General features: G+C 71.2%; 9 protein-coding genes and 3 pseudogenes. 7 read left to right on the top strand and 5 right to left on the bottom strand.

From position 1 onward, the window contains the following. The first annotated feature begins 15 nt into the window (after positions 1–15). From AB0L75_RS14185 to AB0L75_RS14195, 3 genes and pseudogenes are all read left to right on the top strand, one after another. Positions 16–2,004: a heavy metal translocating P-type ATPase gene (locus AB0L75_RS14185; protein ID WP_365180266.1), complete on the top strand. Its 1,989-nt coding sequence runs from the start codon at positions 16–18 to the stop codon at positions 2,002–2,004. Continuing rightward, positions 2,001–2,408, top strand: coding sequence for a (2Fe-2S) ferredoxin domain-containing protein (locus AB0L75_RS14190; RefSeq protein ID WP_365180269.1), 408 nt, complete (start codon positions 2,001–2,003; stop codon positions 2,406–2,408). The genes AB0L75_RS14185 and AB0L75_RS14190 overlap by 4 nt, the downstream gene beginning before the upstream one ends. Before the next feature lie 121 nt (positions 2,409–2,529). Continuing rightward, positions 2,530–3,568 (top strand): annotated as a pseudogene (locus AB0L75_RS14195) (magnesium and cobalt transport protein CorA). A 47-nt stretch (positions 3,569–3,615) separates the two neighbouring features. Here AB0L75_RS14195 and AB0L75_RS14200 read toward each other — a convergent pair. Further along, a complete protein-coding gene (locus AB0L75_RS14200; protein ID WP_365180272.1) occupies positions 3,616–4,113 on the bottom strand; it encodes a hypothetical protein in 498 nt (165 codons plus the stop codon). Positions 4,114–5,498: 1,385 nt separating this feature from the next. Between AB0L75_RS14200 and AB0L75_RS14205 the strand changes: the two are divergent. Further along, a pseudogene (locus AB0L75_RS14205) lies at positions 5,499–6,125 on the top strand (universal stress protein); the annotation flags it as partial. A gap of 447 nt (positions 6,126–6,572) precedes the next feature. Next, entirely contained in the window at positions 6,573–7,508 is a 936-nt protein-coding gene (locus AB0L75_RS14210) for a potassium channel family protein (protein ID WP_365180275.1), read from the top strand. 246 nt (positions 7,509–7,754) lie between these two features. On the opposite strand, the gene AB0L75_RS14215 is transcribed toward AB0L75_RS14210, so the two are convergent. The 3 genes and pseudogenes from AB0L75_RS14215 to AB0L75_RS14225 form a co-directional block, all read right to left on the bottom strand. Beyond that, positions 7,755–7,949 carry an SPFH domain-containing protein gene (locus AB0L75_RS14215; protein ID WP_365180278.1) on the bottom strand — a complete coding sequence of 65 codons (195 nt, stop codon included), beginning with the start codon at positions 7,947–7,949 and terminating at the stop codon, positions 7,755–7,757. 103 nt (positions 7,950–8,052) lie between these two features. Beyond that, positions 8,053–8,157 (bottom strand): annotated as a pseudogene (locus AB0L75_RS14220) (hypothetical protein); the annotation flags it as partial. A 66-nt stretch (positions 8,158–8,223) separates the two neighbouring features. Next, positions 8,224–8,718: a CBS domain-containing protein gene (locus tag AB0L75_RS14225; protein WP_365180281.1), complete on the bottom strand. Its 495-nt coding sequence runs from the start codon at positions 8,716–8,718 to the stop codon at positions 8,224–8,226. Positions 8,719–8,960: 242 nt separating this feature from the next. Between AB0L75_RS14225 and AB0L75_RS14230 the strand changes: the two genes are divergently transcribed. Further along, positions 8,961–11,648, top strand: a complete 2,688-nt coding sequence (locus tag AB0L75_RS14230; protein ID WP_365180283.1) for a GNAT family N-acetyltransferase — start codon at positions 8,961–8,963, stop codon at positions 11,646–11,648. Between the two features lie 337 nt (positions 11,649–11,985). Here AB0L75_RS14230 and AB0L75_RS14235 read toward each other — a convergent pair whose 3' ends face one another. After that, entirely contained in the window at positions 11,986–12,411 is a 426-nt protein-coding gene (locus AB0L75_RS14235) for an MBL fold metallo-hydrolase RNA specificity domain-containing protein (protein WP_365180286.1), read from the bottom strand. A 331-nt stretch (positions 12,412–12,742) separates the two neighbouring features. Between AB0L75_RS14235 and AB0L75_RS14240 the strand changes: the two genes are divergently transcribed. Continuing rightward, on the top strand, positions 12,743–13,201 hold the full coding sequence (locus tag AB0L75_RS14240; protein ID WP_365180289.1) for a cyclic nucleotide-binding domain-containing protein: 459 nt from the start codon (positions 12,743–12,745) through the stop codon (positions 13,199–13,201). The last annotated feature ends 10 nt before the right edge of the window (positions 13,202–13,211 follow it).

Consider the following 13,211-nt stretch of genomic DNA (forward strand, 5'->3'; position numbering starts at 1 on the left):
AAGGTCTCTTCCGTCATGTCCTCCACCCTGACCGAGCGCCCCGCGCCCGCCGCGGCCGCACGTCCCGAGGCTGCCCCGCGCCGGCGGACCCAGGTGTTCGCGCTGACCGAGGCCCGCTGGGCCGCTGCGGCCACGGTGCTGTTCCTGTTCGCACTGCCGCTGCAGCTGACCGGCGCGCCCACCTGGGCCTGGGGTGTGCCGTACGCACTCGCCTACGCGGCAGGCGGCTGGGAGCCCGCGCTGGCCGGGCTGCAGGCGCTGCGGGAGAAGACCCTCGACGTCGACCTGCTGATGATCGTCGCTGCGCTGGGGGCGGCGGCCGTGGGCCAGGTGATGGACGGCGCCCTGCTGATCGTCATTTTCGCGACCTCCGGTGCGCTGGAGGCGCTGGCCACCGCGCGCACCGCCGACTCGGTGCGCGGCCTGCTGGATCTGGCCCCGGCCACCGCGACCCGGCTGCGCGACGACGGCGGCGAGGAGAGCGTGGCCACCGCCGATCTCACTGCCGGTGACACCGTCCTGGTGCGGCCCGGCGAGCGGATCGGCGCCGACGGCCGGGTCCTGGACGGGGCGAGCGAGGTCGACCAGGCCACCATCACCGGTGAGCCGCTCCCGGTCGTGAAGGAGCCGGGGGACGAGGTGTTCGCCGGCACCCTCAACGGCACCGGCGCCCTGCGCATCAAGGTCGAACGCGACGCCTCCGACTCGGTGATCGCCCGCATCGTCCAGATGGTCGAGGAAGCGTCTGAGACCAAGGCGCCGACCCAGTTGTTCATCGAGAAGGTCGAACAGCGCTATTCGATCGGTATGGTGGCGGCGACCCTCGCCGTGTTCGCGGTGCCGCTCGTGTTCGGTGCCGCACTGACCGGCTCACTGCTGCGGGCCATGACGTTCATGATCGTGGCCTCGCCGTGCGCGGTGGTGCTGGCGACCATGCCGCCGCTGCTGTCCGCGATCGCCAACGCCGGGCGGCACGGCGTGCTGGTGAAGTCCGCCGTGGTGATGGAGCGCCTCGGCCAGGTGGATGCGGTCGCTCTGGACAAGACCGGCACGCTTACCGAGGGCACGCCGCGCGTGACGGAGATCCGCCCGCTGGCCGGCTCAGGTCTGGACGAACTTCGGCTGCTGGCGCTCGCAGCCGCAGCCGAGCACCCCAGCGAGCACCCGCTGGCTCGCGCCGTCGTGAACGCCGCCCGCACCCGCGGCCTCGCCCTGGCCGCCGCCGAGGACTTCACCTCCACGCCCGGCCTCGGAGTGACCGCCGCCGTCGACGGACACACGGTCGCGGTCGGCTCCCCCGCCCGACTCCTCTCCGGCGCCACCGACGCCCACTCCGCCCTCGCGGCGGCCGTCGCCGCCGGACTGGAGGAAGAAGGACGCACCGCCGTGCTCGTCATGGCCGACGGTGCACAGGTGGGCGTACTGGGCATCGCCGACCGCCTGCGCCCCGACGCCGCCGACACCGTCACCTCCCTCACCGCGCTCATCGGCACCCCGCCGATACTGCTCACCGGAGACAACCGGCGCGCAGCCGCCCGCCTGGCCGCCGAGGCCGGCATCACCGACGTACGCGCCGGACTGCTACCCGGGGACAAGGTCACGGCGGTCAGGGAACAGGAGCGCGCCGGTCGTAGGGTGCTGCTCGTCGGCGACGGGGTCAACGACGCCCCCGCCCTGGCCGCCGCCCACACCGGCATCGCCATGGGCCGGGCCGGCTCCGACCTGGCCCTGGAGACCGCCGACGCGGTCATCGTCCGCGACGAACTGGCCACCGTCCCCGCCGTGCTGGCCCTCTCCCACCGGGCCCGTCGCCTGGTGGTGCAGAACCTGGTCATCGCAGCCGTGTTCATCTCCGGCCTGGTCGTCTGGGACCTCGTCGCCACGCTGCCGCTGCCGCTCGGTGTCCTCGGCCACGAGGGCTCGACCGTCATCGTCGGCCTCAACGGCCTGCGTCTGCTGCGCGAGGCCGCATGGACCAAGGCCCGCACGGAGGACAACCGGTGACCCGCCGCACCCGACGGTCCACCCCCGTTCAGGGCACGGCGGACCGCTGCACCGTCACGGTCTGCCGGGGCTGCTGCTGCGGCACGCCGAAGGTCTCGGACCTGGACCACGCGGCCCAACTCACCGATCTGCGCGCCTCGTTGTCCGGAGTGGCGAACGTACGGCCCACCGGCTGCCTGGACGCCTGCGAACGTGCCAACGTGCTCGTCGTCCAGCCCTCCGCCACCGGACGCCGGGCCGGCGGCCGCCCGGTCTGGCTCGGCCTGGTCAACGACCCAGAGGCGACCGCCGACATCACCGCCTGGGTACGCGACGGCGGCCCAGGACTCGCCGACCCGCCCGCCGTCCTGGACCTCTACGCCTTCAGTCCCTCCCGCCGCGTTCGCCGGCAGATCGGGGACTGAGCAGAACCGCACGGGACGCTGTCGCGGCCTCCGCGTCAAGGGGCCGCCCGTGTTCCCCGCCCCCGACGCTCGCCTTACCGGCTCCTGGCACACTGTCCGGATCCGGCGAAGGAGATCCCGCATGTCGATGGTCGGCAACCTGCGCAAAGTGGCCCGCCTGACGCGGCGGAGCCGCCGCGTGGACCTGAGCCACCCGGCCCGTTCCCCGCTGGGTTCCTCAGTGGTCAACTGCGTGGTCTACCGCGACGGTGTCCGGCAACCGGTCACGGACACGGTCGAGGAAGCCGTCCGGCAGGTACGCAAACACGGCCACGGCTTTGTGTGGCTGGGTCTGCACGAGCCGACGGAGGCGGAGTTCGCGGAGGTCGCCGAGCTGTTCGCCCTGCACCCGCTCGCCGTCGAGGACGCGATCCGGGCCCATCAGCGGCCCAAGCTGGAGCGGTACGGCGACATCCTCTTCACCGTCTTCAAGACCGTCACCTACGTCGAGCACGAGCGCCTCACCGCCACCAGCGAGGTCGTCGACACCGGCGAGATCATGGTCTTCACCGGCCCCGACTTCGTCGTCACCGTCCGCCACGGCCGCCACGGCTCCCTCGGCCATCCTGCACGCCATCGCCGATCATGTCGTCGACGACTACCTGACCGTCACCGACGCGGTCCAGAACGACCTGGACGAGGTGGAGACGGAAGTCTTCTCCCCGCAGGGCTCCAAAACTGCGGACGCCGGCCGCATCTACCAGCTCAAGCGCGAGGTCCTGGAACTGAAGCGGGCCGTGGTCCCGCTCGCCCGCCCCCTGGAGACGCTCTCCACCAAGCCACTGCGCTCCATCGACCCCGACATACGCGCCTACTTCCGCGACGTCGCCGACCACCTCGCCCGCGCCACCGAGCAGATCACGTCCTTCGCCTCCCTCCTCGACTCCATCCTCCAGGCCCACCTCGCACAGGTCGCCGTCGCCCAGAACGACGACGCCCGCAAGATCACCGCATGGGCCGCGATCATCGCCGTACCCACCATGGTGTGCGGCGTCTACGGCATGAACTTTGACCACATGCGCGAACTGCGCTGGCGCTACGGCTACCCCCTCGCCATCGGCGTCATCGCCACCGCCTGCTTCCTCCTCCACCGCAGCTTCAAGCGCAACGGCTGGCTGTGAGCCGGAATCGGTGTTGACGAGCTCGCACTACTGAGAACCGCCCGTGTCTACCTCCGCTCTCCTCGCGGCGTGCCCGCGGCCTCGTCACCAGCTCCCTGGTCCGCAGCGTCACGACGTCTGGCCTCGGCAGCCTCGACGATCAGGTGCGCCGCGTCGGCAGGAAGGCCCAGGTTCCGCTCCAGCCACCCGGCGCTCATCCCGTGCGCATGAGCGGCCAGCACCCACGCCGCATACAGTCGATCGGCGGACGGCGCTTCCCCTGCCTTGAAGGTGGCGCGAACCGCCTCCTCGGGGAAACCGTCCAGGGTGTGAGCGGTGAACCACGTCGCGTCAACCGGCTCGACGCCCCGGGCATGCGGACGCCGGAACGTCCGCCCCTGAGCCTGCCGCAGCCTCGTGCCGACGATTACGGCGGCGAAGGCGACGGCCAGCACGACAGCGGCCACGCCGATGTGGTCGCCGGCAGGGATCTTTGTCCACACCGGCGGCAGAAAGGCCAGCGTGCGGCCGCGGTGGTCAGAGTGAAGGAGAAGCAGGATCCACATCGGCGCCTCCCGTCACCTCCATCCTCGCTCCGCGATCGGCAGACGGTCGAGGTGGCCGGCGAAATCCTGCTTGGTTCCGCCCGTCTCACCCGCCGAGGGCCCCTGCTGCGACCGGCCACACACCCCCGGCATCTTCGATGCCCTCGGCGACGGCGACGCACTGCGCGCACACCTGGAAGGGAAAGACCCAGCGCGCCGCGTCGCGGTCTCCGCTTGTCGTGGAACGCACCATCGCCTTCGCCCGTCGAGCCCGAGTAACGGGCCGTTCACCGTAAGGCGTCGGAGTGCGCGTGCGTCCCGTGGACCCATGCCTCCCGGCGCCCGCCGCCGAAGGCGCAATCCCGGCTACAACACCTGATCACCGCTGTCTGCAAATGCCGGGGCGTCGGGATGACGATCATGCCGAAGATGGAACCGGCCGGCCTCGGTCACCTGTGCCCGTTCGAGAAGCGCGCGTTACCGTTCGTTCAGAGCAGACCACCAATGCACGAACACCAGCCATGAGCGTGAAACAGCCGAAAGGTCATCTACGCAGGTCAGCGACCCGAGGTAAGGTATTCAGCCGCGCTTTTACACCAGGCCCCCATAAGAGCCCGTCACCGGCCGCCGCTACGACCGCGCTTCTCCGGTCTCCGCCCCCGAATCCACGACGGATTCAGGCATCACGACGCACTCCATATGCGAGGTCACGGGGAAGATGTCGGCCTGAGCAAGTCACAGAAAAGACCAGGTCAGAGCCGCTTTCTCGGCTCATCGCGCAGCGTGCGGGCGCCCAGAGCGCCAAACGAGCGTCACGGCCGACAGCCTGTGCCTCCTGCTCAGCGCAGAGTGGACGACGACAGCCAGCTCAATGGAGAGCCCGCCCCGCTGACACCGGGCACGGGCAAGAGGCAGCTCTGTCGGCGCTACGGCGGTCGGTCATCTCTTCGCCGCCGAGGTGCCGACGGCAGTGACGGCGGCGCTGACGGCAACGACGGCGGACGGCAACGGCACTCGACAGCCCAGCGCGGCACTGGCAGGGTGCCGACGACCCAGCGCGCCCAGACCGACCAGGAGCGTACGTATCGAGTGGCGGAACACGACTTCCTGCTCCGGGGGCCTCTTGGGTGACAGCGCCCCTTCTCGTACGACCCGTTCGGGTGCACCACTGCCCTGTCTTCTGAGCCTTCCGGGTGATGACAGGGAGTGATCAGGAACAGGGCGAGTCACTGCGGTCACGGTGGTACGGCGGCGCCTGGGAGCACGTCCACGGGCACGTGCGGCATCGCTGCCTCGGATGGGTGCCGGGAGAGACATCGGGTCCGATGCGCTGCCCGGCGCGGTAGCGGAGGATGGACGAGAGCCGGGCGGGCGGGTGCAAGGTCGGTGTGGCGAGGAGGCGCGGCATGGCGAAACCGGTCGTCGTGGGAGTCGACGGCTCACCGTCCAGCCTGGACGCGGTCGAGACGGCGGCGCACGAGGCGGTGCTGAGCGGGGTCGGCCTGCGGTTGGTGCACGCCTTCGGGTGGCCGTCGATCCATCCACCGCCTGGCGGGCCGCCCTGGGACCCTGCCAGGGCGGGGGTGCGCGAGCTGGTGGACGGCACGCTGGCCGAGGCCGAACAGCGGGCACGCGAGGTCGCGCCGCACGTGGACATCACTCGGGAGGTCACCGTCGGCGAGCCGCTGATGGTGCTGGAGATCGAGTCGCGGACCGCCTCGCTCGTCGTGGTGGGCAGCCGCGGGCTGGGCGCGTTCGGAAGCCTGCTGCTCGGTTCAACCGCCGTGCATCTGGCCGCGTATGGCCATTGCCCAGTGCTGGTGGTGCGGGGCAGGACGAACCCGACCGGTCCCGTGCTTCTGGCGGTGGACGGGTCCCCGGCGGGCGAACGCGCTGTCGAGTTCGCCTTCGCCGGAGCGTCGATGCGCGGTGTGGACCTGATGGCCCTGCACGTGTGGAATACGTGGAGCGAACGGGCGTACGAGGGGCCGGGTGACCCGCTGAACATGGTGGTCGACGTCGAGCGGCTCCGCGAGGAGGCCTGCTTCCCTTAAGCGGTGTGTCAGTGCCCGGGGAGTCAACTGGCCGCGGAAGGTCTCACCGTCAGTGACGAGGGCCAGTCCACGGCGGCTCGACTCAGTGGCTCCCGAACAGGGTGATGTTCTCGCGACCCTCGTCCATGCGGCTGAACCGGCGTCTGCGACCCGCCGTTGGAGTCCACAGCCCAATCGCCGAAGAAGCGGCAGTCGGCAGCACCATCACAGAGTGACGAGCAGCAAGGCTCCACTTCGTGCCGTGCCCATCAGCACTCAGCAGGGGCTCGCAGTCGCACACCAGGAGGCCGCACGGCCGCGAACGGGCCGACACGGGGACGGCGACGAGCCCCGCCGCGCCGACCTGTACGGACGCGCGGTCACTCACACGGGCTGAGACCACCTCGGCTGTGGGAGGCCGCCGCCCCTGGCGGGAAGGGCGAGGACATGACGTGGTTTGTGACGCTCCTCGGTGTCGCCCTCGTGATGGCCATCCTCCGGGACGTGTTTCACACCATCTGGCACCCGACCCGCCACGGCGGCCTGAGCAGGCTGGTGATGACGGGGATGTGGCGCCTGTCCTCGCGCCTGAGCACCCGGTGGCGCGCGTCCGGGCTCGCCGGCCCCCTGGGCATGGTCTGCGTCGTCGCGGTGTGGGCGTTGACCGTGGCCGTGGGGTGGGCCCTGGTCTACTGGCCGCACATGCCGGGGAGCTTCGCGTACTCCTCAAACCTCGTCCCGGCCGAGCATGCGGGGCCGGTGGACGCGCTGTACGTCTCCCTGGTGACACTTTCCACCCTCGGCCTCGGGGACATCACGCCGGTCGCAGGCTGGCTGCGCGTCGCCGGCCCTCTGGAGGCGCTGGTCGGTTTCGCCCTGCTGTCGGCAACCGTGTCGTGGATCCTCGGCATCTACCCCGCTCTGGCCCGCCGCCGCACGCTCGCGCTGCGCCTCTCCCATGTACGCCGCGGCGGGGTGACCTCCGAGGCGCTCGACTCGGACGGGGGCGCCGCCCTGCTGGACAGCCTGGCCACGGCCGTCTCTATGATCACGGTCGACTTCCTCCAGTACGCTGAGTCGTACTACTTCTACGACGGCGACGAGAACACCTCGCTGCCCCTGCAGATCCGCCATGCCGCCGGCCTCGCAGAGCGGGCAGTGAGCGCGCGGCATCCCGACGTCCGGCTTTCTGCCACGGTGCTGCGCAGGGCGCTGGACGACCTGGCCACGATCCTGGACGAACGTTTCCTGCATACCGGGGCGGCTACGGTCGGCGTCTTCGCGTCGTACGCCTCGGATCACGGCGACCGCACGGGGTCCAGGCCCGCGCGCCGGAGGGGGCCGGACATGCCCTCCCCGGGCGGTCAAGAGGGGCGTCCCTGAAAGGGACCGACCACCCGCACCAGCGGCCGCTGTCGGGCTCGTCCTCCGGTTCCTCGTCGGCGTGCTCGGCACCGTCGCCGGCCCTGATGCCCAAGCCATGCCTTCAACCACCGTTTCTGACTATCTGGCTCTTACCTGAGCGGTGCTGCTCTGCAACGCGGGCTCTCGGAGTTCGCCGCCGAGGGCCCCCTGCGGTAAGGCGCCTGCTCCGGCGGCCTCGTCCCGGACGGACCGGGTCGTCGGCGCTCAGGGCCTCCCCTCCGTCGCGATGATCTTGGCGCGCTTCTCCCGCTCGGCCTCCGCCTGGCGTGCCATGGCCGGCTGCATGCCCGCCGACAGCTCGATGTCCTTCAGCTCCACGAGCAAGCCGTAGACGCCCCATTGCTGGGTGAGTCCGTCGAGGATGTCCTTGATCTGGCTGTTGAGGGTCTCCTCGACCACGTCGATGGAGACGTTGTCCCGGGTGATCCCCTGCCGGGAGGATCGGCGTGGTGACCGTGCGCAGGGTGACCTTCCACATCCGGTCCGCGAAGGGAATCATGAACCGAACTACGGGGTCCCGCAGATTGCGCAGTTTTCCGAAGCGGAACACGACACCGCGCTGGTACTGCCGGACGATCGCGACTCCGAGATTCGGAGTCTGGCCCACCTCCTGGTGCGCTCTTCCTTCATAGTGTTCAGCCCCCGGGTCCGGGCGGCCCTCATGCGCGGCGCGCTACGGAATGACGATTCCGCGTTCCCGTGCTGCGCGGTGAGGCGGCAGCCCAGGCAAGGTCGCCCGTGCGGGGCGTTGGCTGGCGGGGTTGGCCCGGCCCTCCACACCCGCGGCGGAGGCGACGTAGTCCCGGGCCGTGAGGAGGCCGACCAGTCGTCCGTGCGGATCCGTGACCGGCAAGGCGTCGAGGTGCTCCTGCGTCATCACGGCTGCCGCGCGCGGAAGCGAGTCCTCGGGGTGAACCACGACTGTCCGGCGGGCGTGCACGAGGTCGCGCACCTTTCGACCGGACAGCGCCGTGGCGGGAGCCGCGCAGATCACGGCGAGTTCGGCGCGGTCCAGGAGTCCGACGCAGCAGCCGTCCCCGCGGACCACGGGGAGCTGACGCTGCTCGGACCTCTCCATGACCTCCCAGGCCATCAGCACGCTCTCGTCCTCGGTGATCGCGTACGGGGCGGCGTCCATCAGACTCCGCACCCTGGGTTGCTCGTTCACCGTTGCCCTCCTCGTTCCGGACATCCGGGCCCTGTGATCCACGGATGCGCGCCGCATGCTCTCTCACGCTCGTCCGCCAGGCGCCCCCTGTCATGGGGCCGCATGGCCTCGGAGCGTGCCGATGGCCCCACGGCAGGCCCGGTGCACAGGGCCACTCGGCCCGGCGTCGTACCCGATGCGCCCCTGTCTCCGCCCGTCGTCCGCCTGGACGCTGAAGACAAGCGTCTGAAGGAGTGTTCGCGATGACCGGCATCCAGGAGGCCTCCGTGCACGCCCTGCTGACCGACGGCACCACCGTGCGGATACGGCAGGCGGGCCCAGCCGACCGTGACGACGTGCTGCGGCTGTATCAGGAGATGTCGCCGGAGAACCTGCGGCTGCGGTTCTTCTCCACCGATCCGGTCTCTGCCCACTGGGCCGCCGACCGGGTGGCCGCGGGAAAGCGGCCCGCGTACTGCGCGCTGGCTGCCGAGAGCGGAGGGCGGCTGGTGGGTCTGGCCGAGTACGAGATCCTGCCGTCGAGCAGCAGCGCCGACCTCTCGGTGGCTGTGGCCGATGGCTGGCATCACCGGGGTGTGGGGACGCTGCTGCTGGAACACCTCGCGAACGCCGCCCGGGCGGCCGGCGTCACGGCGTTCCGCGCGGACGCCCTGTCCGAGAACCACGACGTGCTCAAGGTCTTCCACGACCTGGGCCTGCGCGTCACCCATCACTTCGAAGGTCCCGAGGTCCGCTGCACCGTGGAACTCACCGAGGACGAAACCTACATGAGCGCCGTCGAGGCCCGGGCCCGGGTCGCCGACGTCATCAGCATGCAGCCCCTGTTGCGCCCCGGCAGCGTCGCCGTGATCGGCGCGGGGCGCTCCCCCGGCTCCGTCGGTCGCGCGATCCTGCGCAACATCAGCACCGGCTGCTACGCCGGGCGGGTCTTCGCCGTGCACCCGAAGGCGCAGGCCATCGCCGGCGTGCATGCCTGCCCCAGCGTCGCGGATCTGGCCCTGGTGCCCGACCTGGCCGTCGTCGCCGTACCAGCGGCGGCCGTCCCGCAGGTCGCTGAGGAATGCGGGCAGGCCGGTGCGGGTGCCCTGCTGGTGGTGTCCGCCGGTCTGGACGCCCAGCAGTCCGGCGAGCTGATGCGCGCCTGCCGCCGCCACGGCATGCGGCTGGTGGGCCCCAACTGTCTGGGCCTGGCCAACACCGAGCACGGCGTCCGCCTTGACGCCACGTTCGCCGCCCGGCATCCCGGGCCCGGAACCGCCGGAGTCGCCGTGCAGTCGGGAGGTGTCGGCATCGCTCTGCTGGACGGGCTGGCCCGGCTCGGCATCGGCGTCTCCACCTTCGTCTCGCTCGGCGACAAGTACGACGTCAGCGGCAACGACATGCTCCAGTGGTGGGAGAGCGACGGGCACACCGACCTGGCGCTGCTGCACCTGGAGTCCTTCGGCAATCCGCGGGCCTTCTCGCGAACCGCCCGCCGGGTGGCTCGCACGATGCCGGTGCTCACCATCGACGCCGGACGCTCGGAGGCCGGCCGACGGGCCGCGGCCGCACACACCGCAGCGGCGGCCACCCCCACCATGACCCGGCAGGCACTGTTCACGCAGGCCGGCACCACCGCGACCCGCACGATCGGTGAACTCCTCGACACCACAGCCTTGTTGCACTCCCAGCCGCTACCCACGGGCACCACGGTCGCGGTCGTCGGCAACACGGCCGGGGCGGGTGTCCTGGCCGCGGACGCGTGCGCGGATGCCGGGCTCCTCGTCCCGCGTCTCCCGGTCGGTCTCGTCGACGAACTTCTCACCGTGCTGCCCGAAGGTGCCACGACCGCGAACCCGGTCGACCTCACGGCCGCCGTCGAGGAAGAGCAACTGCGCGCCTGCATCGTGCTGTTGGCCCAGCATGGCGCCGTCGACGCGGTCTTGGTAAGCCTCGTACCCACAGCGGTGGCTGTCGCCACGGGCGAGAACCTGGTACACGCCTTGACGTCGGTTCCGGGGCCACTGCCCCGCCCGGTCGCCGCGGTGCTGCCGGCACAGTCGGCCCGGGTCGAGCTGTTGCCGGCCTCCAGTGGGCGAACCGTACCCGCGTACTCCGATGCCGAGGACGCCGCCCGCGCCCTGGCCCATGCCGCCGCCCGGGCCCGCTGGCTGGGCCGGCCACCCGGTGTCGTACCGGAGCTGCCGGACGTCGAGACCGGCCGCGCGCGGGACGTCGCCGCGGCGTTCCTGGACCAGAATCCTGAGGGGACCTGGCTCGACCCCCAGGAGACCGCCGAACTCCTGGGCTGTTACGGCATTCCGCAGATTCCCTGGGCTTGGGCACGCGATGAGACGGAGGCGGTGGCGGCGTTCGAACGGCTCGCGGGTCCCGACGGACGGGTGGTCATGAAGGCGTACTGGCCCGGTCTGTTGCACAAGAGCGAGCAGCACGCCCTTCACCTGGACCTGCAGAATGTTTCGCAGGTCCAGGCCGCGCATCGGGACCTGGTGACCCGGTTCGGCGACCGGATGACCGGCGTGGTGGTGCAGCCGCTCGCCGAACGCGGCACCGAGCTGTTCGCCGGGGTCGTCCAGGACGAGGTCTTCGGGCCGCTCGTCGTCTTCGGACTCGGCGGCACGGCTACCGAGTTGCTCGCCGACCACGCTGCCCGACTCGCCCCGCTCACCGATCTCGACGTGCACGACCTGCTCACCTCGCCCCGCTGTTCCCCGCTGCTGTTCGGCTATGGCGGCAGCCCGGCCGCCGACCTCCCCGGCCTGGAGCAGCTGCTGCACCGGCTGTCCCGGATGGCGTCCGACCTGTCCCAGCTGGCCGAGGCCGATCTCAACCCGGTGCTGGCCGGGCCGCACGGCGTCACCACGCTCGATGTACGCCTGCGCCTGGTCCCCCGTCGGTTCCACGACCCGTATCTGCGCCGGCTGCGCTGAGGGCCACCACAGTGTGCCGGGGCCCGGTGGGGGTGGGCCGGATGGTCTCCGAGCGTGGCCGGAGCGGCCCATCGGTCGGGGTCCGTCGCCCCGTACAAGGTCCGTCGCGGGTGGACGAGGCTTTCGTACAGGCGGAACCGGAGAACCGGGTCCCTCGCGTCGAGGAGGCGTCGATCATGAGGCGGACGCAGCTGGAGAAGCGCACCCCGACTCCGCGCGAGCCCGAGCCTTTGGACCTGCGGACCCCTTCCGGGCGGCGGCTGCCCTACTGACCGACCCGCACCTCTGTCGAGGGCCCCGGCACGGAGTTCCGCGCCGAGGCCCTCGGTCTGTCTGCTCAACGGACGAGGACATGTTCCCCGGAGCGGGGAACGGCAGCCGTCCAGCCCAGCTGCCGGTCGATGCGGTCGCGCAGCGCGGCGGCCGCGTCCGGTTCGCCGTGCACCAGGTAGGTCGTGTGGGGTGCGGGGGCGCCGCGCAGCCAGCCGATGATCTGGCCGGCGTCGGCGTGTGCCGAGAAGTGGGGTACGTCGGCGACGGTGGCCCGCACCGGGACGTACTCGCAGGGCAGGCCGCGCCAGTTGCGCCGTCGCAGGTCGGCGAGGCCCTGGAAGAGGCCGCAGTCGACGAGGACCCGGGCGTGGTCGCTCTCGACCAGGAACTTGCTGCCGGTGACCGTTCCCACGCCGCCGAGGAAGGTGAGCAGGGCGGGCCGGACACGCCCGGAGGGCCGGGTGGCGGAGGTTTCGGGCGCGGTGGTCATGGCGTGGACTCCTCGCGTTTCTCGCCCGATCGGGGCCGATCGGCCCTGGTGGGACGGTCGTGCACGTGATGTGCTGGTAGTGGCGGGAAGGGCCCGTTGGAGACGCGGAGAAGCGGCTGGCAGCCGCGCACCGCGCAATCCGGATCCGCGAGAAGCGGGTGGTGTCCTTCTCGCTCGGTCATGTGCCTCTCCTTCCGCGTTCCTCCAGCGTGAGGCGCGGCGGACCCCGCGACATGGGCCGAAGGGCCCCCGGTCGGGTCCTGGCGGCCCGTGGTGCCGGACGCAGGGCGCCGCCAGGCTGGAAGCACACATGATGAAGGGAGCCGGTGCGATGACCTCCGCCACGACTATGAGCATGGCTCTTGAGCCCGCGCACCGCGAACGGCTGATGCGCCTCGCCCGTGAGGTCTCCTTCGAGGCCGGGGCCCGCCTGTTCGAGGAGGGCGGCCACGCCGACCATTTCTGGATCGTGCGCACCGGAACCGTCGCCCTCGACCTGCACGTACCCGGCCGCCGGGCGGCCGTCATCGAGACCCTTGGGCACGGCGAACTCATCGGCTGGTCTTGGCACTTCACGCCGCACAGCTGGCACCTGGGCGCCGAGGCGACGAGCCCCGTGCGGGCCTGGGAGTTCGATGCCGAGGCGGTCCGGACGATGTGTGCCGAGGACGCCGAGTTCGGCCGGTCGATAGCGGTCTGGGTCGGTCGCGTGGTCGCCCAGCGGCTGCATGCCTCCCGGGTCCGCCTGCTCGACCTGTACGCCCCCTACGGCAGCGGCGGCCTGAAATGACCACGCGACC

The organism is Streptomyces sp. NPDC052101, from assembly GCF_040680235.1.
In the GTDB taxonomy this organism is placed as follows: Bacteria; Actinomycetota; Actinomycetes; order Streptomycetales; family Streptomycetaceae; genus Streptomyces.

Coding starts and splice junctions, on each gene's coding strand:
- AB0L75_RS14200 (WP_365180272.1), bottom strand. CDS start 4,113: ATGTGGATCCTGCTTCTCCTTCACTCTGACCACCGCGGCCGCACGCTG.
- AB0L75_RS14210 (WP_365180275.1), top strand. CDS start 6,573: ATGACGTGGTTTGTGACGCTCCTCGGTGTCGCCCTCGTGATGGCCATC.
- AB0L75_RS14235 (WP_365180286.1), bottom strand. CDS start 12,411: ATGACCACCGCGCCCGAAACCTCCGCCACCCGGCCCTCCGGGCGTGTC.
- AB0L75_RS14230 (WP_365180283.1), top strand. CDS start 8,961: ATGACCGGCATCCAGGAGGCCTCCGTGCACGCCCTGCTGACCGACGGC.
- AB0L75_RS14185 (WP_365180266.1), top strand. CDS start 16: ATGTCCTCCACCCTGACCGAGCGCCCCGCGCCCGCCGCGGCCGCACGT.
- AB0L75_RS14240 (WP_365180289.1), top strand. CDS start 12,743: ATGACCTCCGCCACGACTATGAGCATGGCTCTTGAGCCCGCGCACCGC.